We start from the raw sequence: 15,568 nt of genomic DNA, 5'->3' as shown, positions 1-15,568 counted from the left end.
CGGCTATCTAATCAACGAAAAATATCACGTTTAACACCGCGCACGGGAAGGTTCGCGGTGCGCACGATCCGATCGGCTTTATTTCGAACCGCGCGGATTTCATTTTTGTAAATGGTGACGAGGTTCGCTTGCTTGTTTCAGGCGTGGACTTCCCGGCGACACCAGGGCGGTCATCAAGCGTTTAGCGGTTATCGAGGGCGATCAGAACGAGAACGTTTTGACTCGTTTTAAAGTCATTTTGAAGCTCCCGAGCGCTGTTCGTTCCTCTGCTTGAAATCGTCGATTCCGAACATGGCGTCCAGCTTGCGCGCGGCTTCACAATGCCGAGGCCATTCTCGGACTGACCGAGCGCACGAAGACCGAGCGCGAGCTCCATATTGAATACTGTGGTGAGCTCCCCGCGCGCCGCATGGATCGGCTTGATGCCGGCTCGTAAATAATCGACCCATTGCGTTACATTCCGCGGCGGATAGTCAGCTGAGCCTTGCCACGTCAACTGATCGTCATCGGTTACTGCGAATGTGTGCGGTTTGCGACAAGGCTGTGTAGTGCGTCCGACGACAATGGAGGATCTGGAAGCCCGCGCGATTGTGCGGGGCGCCTGGTCCGCCGTAACCGCTTCCAGAAAGGGTTCGGCGCGTCTCTTGTCCGCGCTCTGAGGCAAACCGACCGGGAACACCTGCTAGCGGCATCGAACTTGCAACCATCAACGTGTCTACTTGACGAAATCAGCGTCAATTTCTGCAGCGCGCAAGAAGCGCCCGACGCCGCGCTCGCGATGCCGTTCTGTCCGGAGTCCCCTTTGATATCATCTGCCAATCGGCCAGCCGGCTTGCTCGCGACGCGACTAGCATTTTTTGTAGCTGGATTCGGCCTATCTGCGTGGGCGCCTTTGGTCCCCCTTGCGAAGGCCCGGCTCGCGGTCGATGATCGCGTGCTTGGTGAACTGCTGCTCTGCCTCGGCGTTGGATCGGTCATCGCCATGCTTTTGGCCGGCGCGATGACCATGCGTTACGGCTGCAAGTCCATTATCCTAGCGGGCGGGGTTGGTATTGCGCTCGCGCTGCCCTGGCTTTCTGTCGCCAGTACCCCCCTGGAACTTGGCATGGTGCTGCTTGCTTTCGGCGCCTCGCTCGGGGCAATCGATGTAAGCATGAACGTTTGTGCAATGGACTTGGAGCGTGTCGCAGGTCGTCCGTTGATGTCCGGCTTTCACGCCCTGTACAGCATCGGCGAAGTCGCTGGCTCTGCGGGTATGACCGCCTGCCTCTCGCTGCGGATCGGCTCACTCGTTTCAACCTTTGTTTGTTCTGGGCTGATCGCAACTGCAACTATGGTGGCTTGGCCGCGGTTGCGTGCAACATCTCGGATGCACCAGGGACCATCGTTCGTGTTTCCACATCGCAACCTTTTGCTGTTAGCGGCGTTTGCCGCCGTTACTTTTCTTGTCGAAGGCGCGATGCTCGACTGGAGCGCCTTGCTTCTGGTTGACCGGGGCCTTGTCGCGGTTGCCGATGCTGGCGTTGGGTATCTGCTGTTTTCCGTTGCGATGACCGCAGGGCGGCTCAGTGGGGACGCCGTCGTGACGCGAGTGGGTGACCGCGCCACAATCACGTTTGGAATTCTGCCGATCATGACAGGGTTCGCGGCTCTACTTGCCTCGCCCGTTGCGGTGATTGCCGCGAGCGGATTTCTGCTTATCGGACTGGGTGCATCGAACGTTGTGCCGGTGCTTTGCCGCCGCGCCGGCAAACAGAAATCGATGCCGACTGGGCTTGCAATCACTGTAATCACGACAGCTGGCTACGCGGGTATGCTCTTCGGTCCCGCTGCGGTCGGCTTTGTCGCCAATATAGCCGGCTTGCCTTTGGCGTTCGCCCTGCTAGGCGGCTTGATGTGCATGGTGACGCTTTCGGCTCGGATGGTCATTCTAGATCCGACGTGAGTGCAGTTCGAGGCGCCGAAGTTTCGAGAGCCACGTTGCGCCGGAAAAGGGTTAAAGCTGCGGGGCAGGAGCAATGGCCTAAATCCTGTAGCATTCTCGGAAGGGAGTGGCCGGGCAACGAGGATGGGCTCGTATCGGTTCGGATGTGCCAAGCGCCAGTCGCCAGTTCACTGTTAGAAGCTGAGACAGCGAAATCGGTCATCCAAAGATGGATCATGGAATAATTGCAACTGGTCAAGCGGAGTCCAGAGAGCCAACGCGTGTTCGCCAAACTGCATGTGCGTCCATTGACATCTGCGCTGGCCTCAATCCCTGCTGCGAGCGGACAGTCTAAACCACTGGCGATGAGTCTCCAATTTCACCCCGCCGTCGAGCATTTGAAGGTGTGGAGCGCAACTGACGCCGGCTTTTCGTTCGTCATTACCTATGAGAGTCCCACCGGCCCCGGTTTTCATGGACGTGCCGGCTACGTGGCGTCATGGCGCCAACTTGACCCGAGGTGCGGCGCAATCAAGATAGGCGGTTCGCCCTTCAGAACGTTCGCTGAGGCTGTGCAGGGTTGCAACGAGGTTCTGGGGCACCTAGTGAGGCAAAACTGAAGTGACGCTCGGAGCCAATCGCGACCCGGGATCGCTCATCATGGGCGGCTCCCAGAGCGCGTAAATGGGGCGGCTATGAAAGACATGCAGGTGCATTTGGAGACGCTTTAAATATTTGCTCAATGTCAGCGCCTTCGCATCCACTCACGTCTCCGCAGCGAAGCGCAGCACTCGGCAATTCGATCCGACAAAGCCCGCTGGCCGGCGGCTCGCCGTCGCGGGGGAGGGAACAGCGCTGGGGCGCACCAGGAGCTCAAGCGGCCACTCGTCTAAGAGGACTCACCGGTGAGGAGGCACAAGTCGTAAGTGCGAGATGGAGCAGCTTGGCATGCGTTAGAGCGGCCCGGTCCCACGTTCAGGGCGGCCGGTTTCCCGGCAGCAAGTCGACTCAATGGAAGGCGCTGCCTGGCAATCCCCGTGATAAACATACGCTCGGCGACGTTATCGTCAGCGCCGAGACGCTCACCGCTGTCCGGTCGAGCGCGCCCAAAACAAGGGCTATGGAAGGTCACAAAACCGAAAACCCGCGTCGTGTCTTCATCTCCGGCCGGGAGCGCGGCGTCTTCGGAGTGATCAAGCACGAGCTCTGCCGCCGCTCGGGTATCGAGCCCGTAATCGGTCACATGAGGACGGAGGGGCACTTCGATCGCTGCTGTTTCAAGCGTCGTCACGGCGATGCGGCCAACATTCTCAGGACCGGCCACGACCTCCGGCTCGTCCTCGCTTGGCTGAGGCTTCTGTCGCGCCTAATCCTGAACGCCCTGTCGCACCTGCTCGCCGCTCCAGCCGCGATCAAATGGGCTTCTTAACGGCGACGACGATCTATCCACGACCCGTGGCAAAAAGCCCTCGCCGAATGGTCGAGGCCACGGCCATCGATCATCACTGTTAATGCTTTATTGCCGTCTCGGCATTCCTGCGTGTATGCCATCGCGACGGCTATGACGGCGCCGAAAGGTTTTCCAGATCTCCCTTCGTTCCGGCACGTTGAGGCCGAAAGCGCCGTCGTGTTTTCCAAAAAAAGCCAGAGCTTTCAAGAGTCGCAAGGCATTTTAAGTCCCTTGCGTCTACCAATTCCGCCACGTCCGCGATGTTGATTTGCATAGCTTTTTTGCCTTTTCGCCGCAATTGTTTTGCAGAAGATCCCTCGTGTTTTGCAGAACCGTAGCGGCACCTGAACGGCCTGGGTCCGTCCGCCCTGGGCTGAAGACGCATCTGGTTGATCCCGACAACCTGCCCGCGCAGGCGGGCAGGGCGAGCCGCATTGATTTGCTCGCGATCAGGTTGTGGGCTAAAAACGCTTTAGGATGTTGGAGAGGCTGCTGCTATGGCCCCATCATCCTAGGCCGTCCGAGATCAAGACTCGATTCACCAAACGAAGTGGCTGACGGCCATTTTACAGCCCCGAAACATCGTAATGATCGGACACATTCCACGGGACCCAAGCGATAGCCGGCAAGGTTCGCATCAGTGCTGAAATCAGGCCGCTGAAAAGAGGGACCAACAATGGCGATCGGGCTCGGCGCACTGGAATATCTGGCCCAAATGGGCTTGCTCACGCCGTCGACGCGCATGCTCGATGTCGGCACGCAAAATCTCTACAATGCGGCTCCGGAGCGCATCACCGCATTCCTTCAGAAATTCGGCCGCTCGCTCGAACCCGCGCAGATTGAGGAGGCGGCGAGGCGCATATCACGCACCTCAATCGTGCGCCCAGGCGAGCGAACTGCCTTTCTTGCTGATCTGCTTGATCTCACCGAAATCGATTATGTTGGCTATGACGTGTGCCCGGCGCCACGCACCGACATTTTTGATCTAAACAACGACCACATTCCACGTGATCGGCGCGGGAAGTTTGATCTCGTGCTTAATTTCGGGACGACGGAGCACGTCATCAACCAATTGAATGCGTTCGAAGTGATCCACGATGCACTGCGTCTGGGCGGCGTTGTGATGCATCAGCTTCCGAGTGTCGGTTATGTCGATCACGGATACTTCAACTATAATCCGCTATTGCTCAATGACCTCGCCCAAATCAATGGCTATGAAGTAGTTGATCGCTTTTACACAGCGGCCGGAAGTGGCGCCTTCCGTTCTGATGGTCTCGATGTTCGCGATCCCGATCACATGAACACAGCACACAGCGCCGGCGCGCCGGAGACACTCCCGAACTTCAACGTCAATTACGTGCTGCGCAAGGCAGTGGCCGAGCGGTTTCGCATCGGCCTTGAATTGCGTACGACCCACGCGACGTTATCAGAGCAGGTTGCCGAGAACTATCGCGACGCGCCACACCGCAGCGCTGCAAGTCTCATCAAGCGCAAACTTAGATTCTGGCATGGCTGATACGCTGCACGGCGGCGCCATGCGCGCTGATGACTCGGGCGGCCGCCGGCGGCACCTCTTTGAGTCGATCCTCATGCCCCCATTGCTCGACCGCGATCCGTGTTGGATTAATCGCAGGTACAATTTTTTCTTTGCGTGGCCGATCGCCCCGACTCCCACGTCGGCTGATAGCTTGGTTTGATCCCGCCGTTAGCCAAACAGATCATGCTAGACAAATCAGACAGTTGGCGCATTTTCCGAAGTGGAGTGAGGCGAGGGAACGGCAGCTTTCCCGCATGCCGGGGGCCGCTGAGCTGCTTCGCCCGCCAGCCTCAATCCGGACAAGAGCGGCTGCTTTAGCAAATGTCAATCTTGTCGATTTACGAACCGGTTATGGCCGCCCGCGCATCCTCTTTGTCCGCTTTGCTGAGTTCGCTCCGTCCCGCCGCGGGGGCGGTGCTGCTGATGTTACCTGTCACGCTGGCGGGTTGCGCGAGTGTGGGCGAGGGTGTGAGCACGGCCTTTGCCGATCCCGCCAAATACGAACTGTGGGACTGCAAGCAGTTGGAGCCGGAGCGAAAGAATCTCGCCAACCGCGCCGCCGAGCTGGAGGGATTGATGGCCAAGGCCCAGACCGGCACCGCCGGACCGGTGGTCGCCGAACTGGCGTATCGCAACGACTATATCGCGGTGCGCGGCCAGGCCAAGTTTGCGGAGGAAGCCTGGCGCAAGAACAACTGCCATGAAACGCCCCCGGCCGCACCGGCAACGCCCCCCGCAAAGCCCGCGCCCCCGCGCGGTCACGTCAGCCGCCAGTCATAAATCCAGTTTTGCCGGGCGAGCATCCGCTCCGGCCCCATCGCCTTGATCGTAAGATCGCGCGCCAGCGCGATCGGCCCGGCGAGATGATAGATGCGGCCCTGCTTGATGGCCAGCCGCTGCACCCGTGCGACCCGCGCGCGGCGCAGCCGTCCGTAGCGCTTGAATGCCGCCGCGACCTGGGCCGAGGTCTCGCTTGGTCCCTCGCTCAACGTTTTCGCGAGCACCGCTGCATCTTCGATCGCCATACCCGCGCCCTGCGCGGCGAAGGGCAGCATGCCATGGACGGCATCGCCCAACAGCGCCACCGCGCCCTGATGCCAGTCGCAGCCTTCCGGCATGGTGAACAGCGCCCATTTGCGCCAACCGTCGACCGCGCCGATCAACATGCGCACGGGACCCGTCCAGCCCGAGGCTTCGAACGCGCTCCGCAATTCCCGCTCGTCACCCGGGGTGCTCCAGCCGGGCCGGTTCCAGCTTCCCGGCACGACCGCCACGAGGTTGATCTGACGTCCCGCCGAAATCGGGTAGGCGACGAGATGCGCCTTCGGTCCCATCCAGAGCTGGACACGGGGGGCGGTGTACTCGCGCGGCAACTGGTTTGCATCGAGTGTGCCGCGCCAGGCGATCAGCCCGGAAAACCGTGGCTGCGCGTCCGGGAACAAGTGATTTCGCACGGCGGACCAGACGCCGTCGGCACCGACCAACGCCAGCCCGACGTCCTGGCGGCGATCGTTGCCGCTGCGGTGAACGACCGTGAGCCCCTTGGCATGGGCTGCGAGATCCTCGAACTGGCAGCCGAGCTTGAGTTCGATGTCGGGATGGTCGGTCACAGCATCCGCCAGCGCACTCTGCAGGTCGGCGCGATGGATCACCCAATAGGGAGCGCCGGCCCGCTCGCAGGCCGCCTTGCCAAGAGGCACGCGCAAAAGCTCGCCGCCGGCGCGTACGCTCATGATCGAGATCGCCTCCGGCATCACGGCGCGGCGGCCGAGCCGGTCTTTCAGGCCGAGATCGATCAGGATCCGGCTGGCGTTGGGCGACAACTGCAGGCCGGCGCCGACTTCCTCCAGCCGCTCGGTCTTCTCCAGAACGACGACGCGAAATCCCTTGTTCGCGAGCGAAAGCGCCGCCGTGAGCCCCCCGATACCGGCACCGGCGATGAAGATGGTGCGGGATGCAGCCACCGCGTGAGGTTAGGTCAGGCGACGTCCTTCAGGACGCACTCGGGGGGGCGGGCTTCGCCGGCCTTGAGATCGGGCGCAAAGCGGTACAGCGTCGAGCAGTAGGGGCAGATGATCTCGTTGTCGTTCCCGAGATCGAGGAAGACATGCGGATGATCGAACGGTGGATTCGCACCGACGCACATGAACTCCTGCGACCCGATCTCGATGACGGGCACGCCGGCATCGTTATGGAAGTGCGGGACAACATTATCGGACATCGAATTCACCTTAAGTGGCAATGGTAACGGACGCAATCAATGCTACGCATGGCGGGAAGCCGCCGCGCACCCCTGACCTGCGGATGGATTGATTCCTTATTAGCCCGTGGCCACCGATTTGTTCATGTAAATTCGACACAATCTTGTCCTCTCAGAGAAGCCCTTCTTTCGTCGGGGCCGTTGTGTCGCAAATTCGGCACACTATTTAGAAGCACGATTTAGAAGCACGCGAAAAAGGCGGCAAAACCCTAGATTTTGGATGAAACGAGGACATCTCCGTACGGCATTGCTATGCGTCACAGTCAGCGCAGTTCTGTGCGTTGCGCTGTGGCCGCATGCGCGCCATGCGGGGGCCGTTTTGGCCGCGCAGGATGATCCGTCAACTCTATCCAATCTTCAGCTCGATTCTGTCTTGCGGAACAACCAGACGGTCATTGCGCAAAATATCGACGCGGCGCTGGCCGCGGGCGACGCCGACCTAGCCAACAGTTTTGTCGCGTTGGCGGGGGAGAAGAACATTTCTCTGCCCGATGACATGACCCGCCGGGTGGCGGAGGCTGTCGCGGAGGAAAACTCCAGCGCGCATTTCGCCAAGCGTTTTGCCGCGGGGCTTGTAACGGGCCAGGCCGACGATGTCGCGAGCCTGTCTGGCACGGTGACGGGTGACCTCTTCGTCTTCGGCGACATTCGCGACATCCTGCGCGAGGGCAAACATCTGGTGATGGGCGAGGATGCTGACCGCCTGGTGCTGGGCCTTGCCGCCGCCGGTCTTGCGGTGACTGCAGCGACCTATGTTTCGGTCGGCGGGACGGGACCTGTGCGCGCGGGCCTTTCCCTGGTGAAGGACGCGCGCAAGGTCGGCCGGCTGGGCGAGGGGCTTGCGGAATGGGCCGGCCGTTCCACCCGCGAGATCGTCGATACGCCGGCGCTTGAGCAGGCGGTGGCGTCAGGATCCGTGCTGCGACCGGGCCAGACGGCAGGCGCGATCCGCGCCGCCTTCCGCACGGAAAAGGCCGGCGCCTTGGTGGCGCTTGCCAAGGATGTCGGCCGCGTCACCGAGAGGGCCGGCACGCGTGGGGCGCTGGACACGCTGAAGATCGCCGAAGATCCGAAGGATGTCGCACGGGCCGCACGTTTGGCGAAAGCGGAAGGCGGCCGCACCCGCGCGATTCTGAAACTCCTCGGCCGCGGCGCGCTGCTGCTCGCAAGCGGCGCGTTCGATCTCGCACTGTGGCTATTCGGCGCGCTGATGGCGCTGTTCGGCTTTCTGTCCTCGATCAAGGCGACCGCCGAGCGGGCGACCCAGGCCTTACTCGATCGCGGCAAGAGGCGGCGCCTGCATAAACAGAGGGCAGCCGCCGCTCTGGCGAACGGAACGGCGCACGCCTAACTTCAACAAGCCTCCACTTTCCACCCCGCAAAAAATGGAACGATTGATGCCGAGCTTCCACAACGGCGCCGTCGAAATTGCTTATCTCGACGAAGGCGAGGGCGATCCCATTCTGCTCGTGCACGGCTTTGCGTCGACCAAGAATGTCAATTGGGTCTACCCGACCTGGGTCTCGGAATTGCGCAAGAACGGCCGCCGCGTCATTGCGCTGGACAATCGCGGCCATGGTGAGTCCGAAAAGCTCTACGATCCCGCGGACTATTCCATTCCGATCATGGCGAGCGACGTGGTCGCGCTGATGGATCACCTTGAGATCGCGTGCGCCGATGTGATGGGCTATTCGCTGGGCGCGCGGATGACGGCCTGGCTCGGGCTGAACGAGCCGGAACGGTTGCGGTCGGCGATCCTGGGCGGCATCGGGATGGCCATGATCGAGGGCGGCGGCCCTGGAGAAAATGTAGCGCAGGCGCTGGAGGCCCCCTCGCTCGACGACGTAGAAGATCCCGTGGGGCGCATCTTCCGGGCCTTTGCCGATCAGACCCGCTCGGATCGGCGGGCGCTCGCCGCCTGCCTGCGCGGCTCGCGCGGCCTGATGAGCCGGGAACAGGTATCGGCGATCCACGTGCCGGTGCTGATCGCGGTCGGCACCGCCGATGAAGTCGCGGGCTCGGCGGAAGAGCTCGGAGAGCTCATCCCCGGCGCCGAAGTGCTCGACATTCCCAATCGCGACCACATGCGCGCGGTCGGCGACAAGGTCTACAAGACCGGCGTCGTCGATTTCCTGTCACGGCGTGCCTAGATCGTCGCTCAGTTCGCTCTCGTCGTCAGCAAAAAATCGGGACGCCGCGATCAGCGCGGTGAACGTCGCGATCCACACCAGCCGCGCGCCGTAACGGTGGTGCGGTCCCGAAATCACGCCGCAGATCATGGCGTTGCCGAGCAGCGCGAAGCTGACTGTCGCCGCAAGCAGAGTGAGATCGTCGAACCGGCGCTGCCACGCGCCGTAGCCGAGCAGCGAGAGGACCACGAGCATCGAGGCCAGCGCCACCGGAACATGCAGCCAATTGACGGCAGAAAAATTAATTTCCTTGCGTTGCTGGCGCGCGGCGTCCATTTGCCTGGTCTGTGAGGGGATGTAGCGCTTGATGATGCCGTAGGTGTGGCCCAGCCATTCAGTGCAGCCTTCCCCGGTGGCGACATGCAGCAATTGCTCCACGGTCGCTTTCAACGCAGCCTCTGCCTGCAAGGCCGGATAGTCGGCCAGCGAATGGGTGACGATGTAGCCCATCTCGTCGTCGAGCCCTGCAAAACGGCCGAGCTTGTCGAACATGCTGTCGCCCCAGAGAAACTGATCGCCGGTGGCGGGAAGCGCGTTGCGATAGGGACAAAGCTTGAAGTTCTGGCGCGGGCAGTGGTCGTTCAGGTAACGCGCGACGATGCCGTCCTGCAGCATTCGCCCGAAGGCGACGCCATAGCCGCCCGGCGTCCATGCCCATTGCCCTGACAGCGCATGGTTGGCGGCAAGCAGCATCATCGCGCCGGTCGCGATTGAAAGCACGCCCTGCAACAGTCCTGACAACGCGATGCGCGTACGCAGCAAGGGCTTGGCGATCAAGCCGAGCAGGCACAGTCCCAGCAGCACGCCGAGCGTTGCGCTGTGGGTGGCGGCCGAAAAGGCGATGAAGACGAACAATGAGGCCTTCTCGAGCGGGGAAATCTTCTGTCCGTGCAGCACCAGGATGAACAGCGCCAACACCGAGAGTCCGGAAAAAATGTCGGTCAGCAGCATGCTGGAAAGCCAGGGCAAGGCCGTGGTCAGGATCAGCAGCAGACCGATCCAGAGCAGCCGAAAGGGCTGGGCGAGACCGAGCACGCGCAAGGTGAGTTGCAGGATCCAGAAGGTTGAGAGCGCCTGGATGCCCAGGTTGATCCAGAAATCCGAGCCTTCGCCAAAGTGCAGATAAAGGCCGAACACGGTGGAGCGGCTCGGGACCAGATAGCCCTCATACCAGCGCGCGAGATAGCCGCCGGTATCGAATTGCAACAACGGATAGCCGTTCCACAGCGCCGGGGCGATCAGAAATGCGGGAATGACGACCGCAGCGATCCATATCGCGCCGGTATCCGCCAGGCGCGCGCGCAAAACCTTGGTATTGATGGTGAGTCTCCCCTGTTTGCCTCACCATGCCGGGAATGGCGGGCCAGCCGAAATACCCCAATAGTCGCAACACGCCGCCTTGATTTCACAAAGCGGCTGACCAAGTTGTAGCAACCTGCTTGGCCGGGGCTGTCTTTCCGACCAAGAAAAAGGGGCGTTTCAAGGTTCTGGCCGCTACCGGAAACGGGAGGCTGCTATTCGCCTTTGCGGGAGCCGTGAGACTCCGTTAGGCAGCCGTGCTATAAAGCGCGGCAAACGAGATTTGCGAGGGTCATCCATGGCAATGCACCATGCCAATCCGCAGAGCGGGCGACTGGCGGCGCTGGACCCGATCTGGGGTCGCGTCCGCAGCGAGGCGGAAGACATCGTCCGGCGAGAGCCGGAGCTTGCCACCTTCATCTTTTCGACGGTGCTGCACCACGACCGGCTCGAGGATGCCGTCGTCCATCGTCTCGCTGACCGTCTCGACCATTCGGCAATTTCAGGCGACCTGATCCGCCAGACCTACGACGAGGCGCTCCGCGATGATCCCGATTTGGGCAACGCTTTCCGCGCCGATCTCGTGGCGGTCTATGACCGCGATCCCGCCACCTCGCGCTTCATCGATCCCTTGCTCTACTTCAAGGGCTTTCATGCCCTGCAGACCCATCGCCTTGCGCATTGGCTCTATCAGAAGGGACGCAAGGATTTCGCCTATTATCTGCAGAGCCGCTCCTCTGCAGTGTTCCAGACCGACATCAATCCAGCGGCAAAGATCGGCCGCGGAATCTTCCTTGACCACGCTACCGGATTCGTCTGCGGCGAGACCGCTGTGATCGAGGACGATGTCTCCATCCTGCATGGCGTCACGCTCGGCGGCACCGGCAAGGAGAATGAGGACCGCCATCCAAAAATCCGTCACGGCGTGATGATCGGGGCAGGGGCGAAAATTCTCGGCAACATCGAGATCGGCCATTGCGCGCGGATTGCCGCAGGCTCGGTGGTGGTGAAGCCGGTGCCGAACAACGTCACCGTCGCCGGCGTTCCGGCCAAGATCATTGGCGAGGCCGGCTGCGCCGAGCCATCGCGCACTATGGATCAGATGATCAACGCATTGGGTCTCTAGAGGGTGTTTGCAAGTGGTCTCCGGCATATCTTTTCTGCCGGATAACGCTGGCGGTCCGCTTTGTCCCGTCCTAAAACCTCCCCGGAAATTCATGGGCATGATCCGGACCCGGAGGGCCGCGCTAGCGCAAAGTGGGTACCGGTTTTCCGAAGAGAGATCATGCTCCGACAACAAAAGAAGAGCGAGATGACTTTCGGTCGAAAGTCATCTCGCTCGAGATCCGATTGGAGACTGCCGTGGACGTTCAAGAAGTCAGGAAGCTAGACGCCTATCTCAAGCGCGTGTTCGGCAATCCCAAGATACGCGTGGTGCCGCGGCCGAAGAAGGACGATTCCGCCGAGGTCTATATCGGCGAGGAGTTCATCGGCGTTCTTTTTGTCGATGACGAGGATGACGACCGGTCCTTTCAATTCCAGATGGCCATCCTCGAGGACGATCTCGTCGAATAGGCGCTATCCCGCGCCGTGCAGTTGCACGGTCAGGCGGTCCATCGCTTCCGCCACATCGGGCCACTGCGCGAGCCAGCTTCGCGGGAAGCGAAAGATGAGGTCGGCGCCGCCGACGCGGCGCTCGCTCAAGCACATGCCGGGCGTCGAGGCGTCTCGGGTGCAGCGCGCAGTGAGACTTGGTGCAGTGAGACTTGGTGCAGTGAGACTTGGCGCATCGGCGGAGAACAGATCCTCGCCGCTGTAGGGCGTGCCGTCGCGGAACGCGCGCATCGTCAAGCCATTCTCGAGCGCCGTGGTCGTCTCCGCGAGATAGCGCGGATAGATCGTGCTCGCCCTTGCGTCGGGCGAAAGCGCATCGTGATGGGCCGCTATCGACACAAAGATCCGGTCGATCGGCGGCATCGCGTTTTCCACCATTTCAGCGGTCACGTGCTTGGGCGCGGGCGGCTCGAGGGAAGGGAAGGCGAAGCTGAGGTCGACGCGCTCCTGTGGCCCGGTGTGTCGCTGGATTTTTATCCTGATAGCAGCGGTTGGAACGTTGAACAGCGTGCCGCCAACACTGACCGGCAGTCGTGTGGGATCACCGGCGTTTTCCGTTCGCCAGGTCGGCCACAACAGATAGACCACCAGCGCAACCGCGGCGGCCGCGATTGCAAGACCCGAGATGATGGGAAGCAGATGCCCGCTCTTGCGCCAATCGCGTGCGCTGGAGAGAACTACCGGAAACACAGCCATGAACGAGACATCGCGAAGGAAACGAATCAGCGCGGCGACTATGCCACGCGATTGCGATTTCCGAGAGGCTTGCGCGGAGAGGGGCCATGCAGCCGCGGCTTTCGGTGTTAACCTTTTCTTAAGGATGATGTAGCGTCGCCGCGCCAATTCTGCGAAGGCTGGTTGGCGGGGTGGTTTGTGTTGCGGATGAGTGTTCGATGTCGCCGGAAGCGTTGAATTCCCTGTTCGCCGTTTGCATCGGTTTTGCATTGGCGGGCGCCTTGACCAGCGGATATCAGCTTATGACGGAGCGGCCTGCCGGCTTTGGGCTGCTGCAGGAGGGGGTCACCCCGAGGCGCTTTGCCGCCGTGCCGTTCCTGGTCTTTGCGGCGCCCTTCATCATCATGCGCAACACGCTGCTGGGTATTCAGGTCGAGCGGCGCCGCTTTGAATTCGTGATGATGGCGACCGTAATTGCCGGGTTCTGGAGCATGATGTCCGGAACCTTTTTCCTGATGACGCTGCGCGCCGCCGGCGTGCTCGCTTAAGTCAGCCCGCGCCCGCGCGGGGCGCGCTTGAAAGCGCGCTTTGCTTTTGCCAAGTTCTCCGCAGCAGAAGGAGAACTTCATGGCGATTTACGAGCTGGACGGGCAGGCGCCCGACCTTCCTGCCGACGGCGATTACTTCATTGCGGAAACCGCAACGGTGATCGGCAAGGTGCGTCTGCACAAGGGCGCCAGCGTCTGGTTCGGCGCGGTGCTGCGCGGCGACAATGAATGGATCGAGATCGGTGAGGGCTCGAATGTACAGGACAATTCGACCTGCCATACCGATCTCGGCTTTCCGCTCACCATCGGAAAGAACTGTACCGTCGGCCACAATGTCATTCTGCACGGCTGTACGCTGGAAGACGGCGCGCTGATCGGGATGGGCTCAACCGTGATGAACGGCGCGAAGATCCGCCGCGGCAGCATCGTCGGCGCCGGCGCGGTCATCACCGAGGGAAAGGAGTTTCCCGAACATTCGCTGATCATCGGCGCGCCCGCGCGCGTGATCAGGACACTGGATCCCGCGCAGGTCGAGCGCATGGGAAGCGCGGCACGCTTCTATGTCGCCAACGGTCCGCGGTTCAAGAAGGGCTTGAAGCGTATCGGCTAGCCGCTGGCTCCGCGCGCTCTCTTCTTGGCTGTGCTCTTCGCGCGCGCGCCGGACTTTGCCGGCGGCTCCTACAGGCGAGCGCTCTTGCGCAAGGCATCTTTCAGATCGACCGGAACGCCGTGCTTCTTAAGCAGGTCGGCGAACGCCTCGTCCGCCAGCTCCTGCAGCGTTCCCATGCGGTCCCGTGCCAATTGCTTGAGCTTGTCGTAGGTATCCTCATCGAACTCGATCAATTTACGCATAGTGAGCCATCTCTGTGGACGCCGGCGCTGATCGGCGCCCAGGCAAGGCGAACAGGAACGATCGGCCGGGTCAAGCGGCCTTCCCTTTCTCGAGCGACGGTGCGCTGACCTCGGATTCCCGTGTCGGCGACGCCTACAGGAACCGCGGGCGCGGTGCGCTGTTGGGGCAAGAAAAGGAGAGGCCCATGACCCGATCAAACGCCTGGTCGATCCGCTTGGCATCGATGCTTGCGATCGCAATTCTCGCCGGCTGCAATTCCGCTTTGGCGCAGGGCGGTGGTGGCGGCGGAGGCGGAGGTGCTGGTAGCGCCGGAGGCGGCGCGACAGGAGCGGCCGGCGCAGCCACTGGTCCGTCGACAGGAAGTCCCAACGCCGTCGGCACCGCGCAGTCATCGGGTGGCGCCCCGAATGCGAGGGCAGGCGCGACCACAGGCTCGACAGGATCGGCTGCTCCCGGCAGCAGCGGGACCGCTCCCGACACGCAATATGACTCGGCGATCGATTCGCAAAATCAATCCGTCGATCGCAAGGTGAAAGGCATTTGCCGCGGCTGCTGACGGCTTTCCCTTTGCTCGCCGAGAATTGAGCAACGTCAAGCTGGGCTTGTAATGCTCATCATAGATATCTTGCCGTCACGTCGTGCCGCATATGCGGCTTTCGACGAGGCAGGAGAATGAATGATGAGTATGTTGCGTAAAACCATGATCGCCTTGTTGGCGACGGCTTCGATGGCCGTCGTTGCGCCTGACGCCGCTTTGGCGCGCGGCGGGTTCGGCGGGCATGGTGGCTTTGGCGGCGGCTTCCACGGTGGCGGTTTTCATGGCGGCTTTGGCGGCTTCCACGGTGGCGGCTTCCACGGAGGCGTCCATGGCGGCGGCTTTCACCACCATGGTTTTGGCTTTGGGTCCGGACTAGCGTTGGGGCTCGGTTTCTACGGGCCCTATTACTATGGCTATCCCTATTACGATGACCCCTATGTCGGCTACGGCGATTACTCCGCCGGCTGCTACATCGTCCGGCACCGTATCCATACGCGCCACGGTTGGCGCTACCGCACCGTCCAGGTGTGCGAGTAATTGTTCTTCCGAACAGAGCGAACGTGTAAATCGGGTGGATGGGTTGAGCGCAAGCGAAACCCACCACACAATTGCTCAAGCACGAGTGGTCAAGCAGGATGGGTCTCGCTACCCTCTACCCATTTACGACTTCGCGCGAGCGGC

17 protein-coding genes and 1 pseudogene are annotated in these 15,568 nt (G+C 61.5%); 12 read left to right on the top strand and 6 right to left on the bottom strand.

From position 1 onward, the window contains the following. Positions 1–181 precede the first annotated feature (181 nt). A complete protein-coding gene (locus F758_RS0126300; protein WP_024510677.1) occupies positions 182–496 on the bottom strand; it encodes a hypothetical protein in 315 nt (104 codons plus the stop codon). A 309-nt stretch (positions 497–805) separates the two neighbouring features. Here F758_RS0126300 and F758_RS0126295 point away from each other — a divergent pair, with 309 nt between their 5' ends. From F758_RS0126295 to F758_RS0126275, 4 genes and pseudogenes are all read left to right on the top strand, one after another. Beyond that, the gene (locus F758_RS0126295) at positions 806–1,945 is read left to right on the top strand and encodes an MFS transporter (protein WP_024510676.1); all 1,140 of its coding nucleotides are present in this window, start codon (positions 806–808) and stop codon (positions 1,943–1,945) included. 997 nt (positions 1,946–2,942) lie between these two features. After that, positions 2,943–3,353, top strand: a pseudogene (locus tag F758_RS53365) (IS5/IS1182 family transposase); the annotation flags it as partial. A gap of 763 nt (positions 3,354–4,116) precedes the next feature. Beyond that, a complete protein-coding gene (locus F758_RS0126280) occupies positions 4,117–4,890 on the top strand; it encodes a methyltransferase domain-containing protein (RefSeq protein WP_198026571.1) in 774 nt (257 codons plus the stop codon). A gap of 444 nt (positions 4,891–5,334) precedes the next feature. Then, positions 5,335–5,691: a hypothetical protein gene (locus tag F758_RS0126275; protein WP_051387050.1), complete on the top strand. Its 357-nt coding sequence runs from the start codon at positions 5,335–5,337 to the stop codon at positions 5,689–5,691. On the opposite strand, the gene F758_RS0126270 is transcribed toward F758_RS0126275, so the two are convergent. After that, the gene (locus F758_RS0126270) at positions 5,670–6,875 is read right to left on the bottom strand and encodes an FAD-dependent monooxygenase (protein ID WP_024510671.1); all 1,206 of its coding nucleotides are present in this window, start codon (positions 6,873–6,875) and stop codon (positions 5,670–5,672) included. The genes F758_RS0126275 and F758_RS0126270 overlap by 22 nt on opposite strands. 14 nt (positions 6,876–6,889) lie before the next feature. Beyond that, a complete protein-coding gene (locus F758_RS0126265) occupies positions 6,890–7,132 on the bottom strand; it encodes a zinc-finger domain-containing protein (RefSeq protein WP_024510670.1) in 243 nt (80 codons plus the stop codon). A 259-nt stretch (positions 7,133–7,391) separates the two neighbouring features. Between F758_RS0126265 and F758_RS0126260 the strand changes: the two genes are divergently transcribed. Both F758_RS0126260 and F758_RS0126255 read left to right on the top strand, forming a co-directional pair. Next, positions 7,392–8,522: a hypothetical protein gene (locus F758_RS0126260; protein WP_024510669.1), complete on the top strand. Its 1,131-nt coding sequence runs from the start codon at positions 7,392–7,394 to the stop codon at positions 8,520–8,522. 46 nt (positions 8,523–8,568) lie between these two features. Continuing rightward, positions 8,569–9,321: an alpha/beta fold hydrolase gene (locus tag F758_RS0126255; protein ID WP_024510668.1), complete on the top strand. Its 753-nt coding sequence runs from the start codon at positions 8,569–8,571 to the stop codon at positions 9,319–9,321. Here F758_RS0126255 and F758_RS0126250 read toward each other — a convergent pair. Continuing rightward, complete coding sequence (locus F758_RS0126250) at positions 9,307–10,665, bottom strand: hypothetical protein (RefSeq protein WP_024510667.1); 1,359 nt, start codon at positions 10,663–10,665, stop codon at positions 9,307–9,309. The genes F758_RS0126255 and F758_RS0126250 overlap by 15 nt on opposite strands. A 292-nt stretch (positions 10,666–10,957) precedes the next feature. On the opposite strand from F758_RS0126250, the gene cysE reads away from it, so the two are divergent. Together cysE and F758_RS0126240 are read left to right on the top strand one after the other, a co-directional pair. After that, on the top strand, positions 10,958–11,785 hold the full coding sequence (gene cysE / locus F758_RS0126245) for a serine O-acetyltransferase (RefSeq protein ID WP_024510666.1): 828 nt from the start codon (positions 10,958–10,960) through the stop codon (positions 11,783–11,785). A 236-nt stretch (positions 11,786–12,021) separates the two neighbouring features. After that, entirely contained in the window at positions 12,022–12,234 is a 213-nt protein-coding gene (locus tag F758_RS0126240) for a DUF3126 family protein (RefSeq protein ID WP_024510665.1), read from the top strand. Between the two features lie 3 nt (positions 12,235–12,237). Here F758_RS0126240 and F758_RS0126235 read toward each other — a convergent pair whose 3' ends face one another. Continuing rightward, entirely contained in the window at positions 12,238–12,969 is a 732-nt protein-coding gene (locus F758_RS0126235; protein WP_024510664.1) for a hypothetical protein, read from the bottom strand. 197 nt (positions 12,970–13,166) lie between these two features. Here F758_RS0126235 and F758_RS0126230 point away from each other — a divergent pair, with 197 nt between their 5' ends. Both F758_RS0126230 and F758_RS0126225 read left to right on the top strand, forming a co-directional pair. Then, positions 13,167–13,496, top strand: a complete 330-nt coding sequence (locus tag F758_RS0126230) for a DUF6949 family protein (RefSeq protein ID WP_024510663.1) — start codon at positions 13,167–13,169, stop codon at positions 13,494–13,496. Between the two features lie 79 nt (positions 13,497–13,575). Then, complete coding sequence (locus F758_RS0126225; RefSeq protein WP_024510662.1) at positions 13,576–14,106, top strand: gamma carbonic anhydrase family protein; 531 nt, start codon at positions 13,576–13,578, stop codon at positions 14,104–14,106. Positions 14,107–14,174: 68 nt separating this feature from the next. On the opposite strand, the gene F758_RS50960 is transcribed toward F758_RS0126225, so the two are convergent. Next, entirely contained in the window at positions 14,175–14,348 is a 174-nt protein-coding gene (locus tag F758_RS50960) for a hypothetical protein (RefSeq protein WP_198026570.1), read from the bottom strand. A 185-nt stretch (positions 14,349–14,533) separates the two neighbouring features. Between F758_RS50960 and F758_RS49850 the strand changes: the two genes are divergently transcribed. Next, complete coding sequence (locus F758_RS49850; RefSeq protein ID WP_157450164.1) at positions 14,534–14,905, top strand: hypothetical protein; 372 nt, start codon at positions 14,534–14,536, stop codon at positions 14,903–14,905. Positions 14,906–15,025: 120 nt separating this feature from the next. Further along, complete coding sequence (locus F758_RS0126210) at positions 15,026–15,424, top strand: hypothetical protein (protein ID WP_349543330.1); 399 nt, start codon at positions 15,026–15,028, stop codon at positions 15,422–15,424. Positions 15,425–15,568 lie beyond the last annotated feature (144 nt).

Source organism: Bradyrhizobium sp. ARR65 (genome assembly GCF_000472385.1).
In the GTDB taxonomy this organism is placed as follows: Bacteria; Pseudomonadota; Alphaproteobacteria; order Rhizobiales; family Xanthobacteraceae; genus Bradyrhizobium.
Note: the sequence above shows the minus strand (reverse complement) of the source record. Positions and strands in the feature narration are given on the sequence as shown.

Excerpts from the sequence above, each read along its gene's own strand:
- F758_RS0126275 (WP_051387050.1), top strand. The coding sequence starts at position 5,335 with ATGTTACCTGTCACGCTGGCGGGTTGCGCGAGTGTGGGCGAGGGTGTG.
- cysE (WP_024510666.1), top strand. The coding sequence starts at position 10,958 with ATGGCAATGCACCATGCCAATCCGCAGAGCGGGCGACTGGCGGCGCTG.
- F758_RS0126225 (WP_024510662.1), top strand. The coding sequence starts at position 13,576 with ATGGCGATTTACGAGCTGGACGGGCAGGCGCCCGACCTTCCTGCCGAC.
- F758_RS50960 (WP_198026570.1), bottom strand. The coding sequence starts at position 14,348 with ATGCGTAAATTGATCGAGTTCGATGAGGATACCTACGACAAGCTCAAG.
- F758_RS0126235 (WP_024510664.1), bottom strand. The coding sequence starts at position 12,969 with ATGGCTGTGTTTCCGGTAGTTCTCTCCAGCGCACGCGATTGGCGCAAG.
- F758_RS0126260 (WP_024510669.1), top strand. The coding sequence starts at position 7,392 with ATGAAACGAGGACATCTCCGTACGGCATTGCTATGCGTCACAGTCAGC.
- F758_RS0126255 (WP_024510668.1), top strand. The coding sequence starts at position 8,569 with ATGCCGAGCTTCCACAACGGCGCCGTCGAAATTGCTTATCTCGACGAA.
- F758_RS0126230 (WP_024510663.1), top strand. The coding sequence starts at position 13,167 with ATGTCGCCGGAAGCGTTGAATTCCCTGTTCGCCGTTTGCATCGGTTTT.
- F758_RS0126210 (WP_349543330.1), top strand. The coding sequence starts at position 15,026 with ATGATGAGTATGTTGCGTAAAACCATGATCGCCTTGTTGGCGACGGCT.
- F758_RS0126265 (WP_024510670.1), bottom strand. The coding sequence starts at position 7,132 with ATGTCCGATAATGTTGTCCCGCACTTCCATAACGATGCCGGCGTGCCC.
- F758_RS49850 (WP_157450164.1), top strand. The coding sequence starts at position 14,534 with ATGACCCGATCAAACGCCTGGTCGATCCGCTTGGCATCGATGCTTGCG.
- F758_RS0126280 (WP_198026571.1), top strand. The coding sequence starts at position 4,117 with ATGCTCGATGTCGGCACGCAAAATCTCTACAATGCGGCTCCGGAGCGC.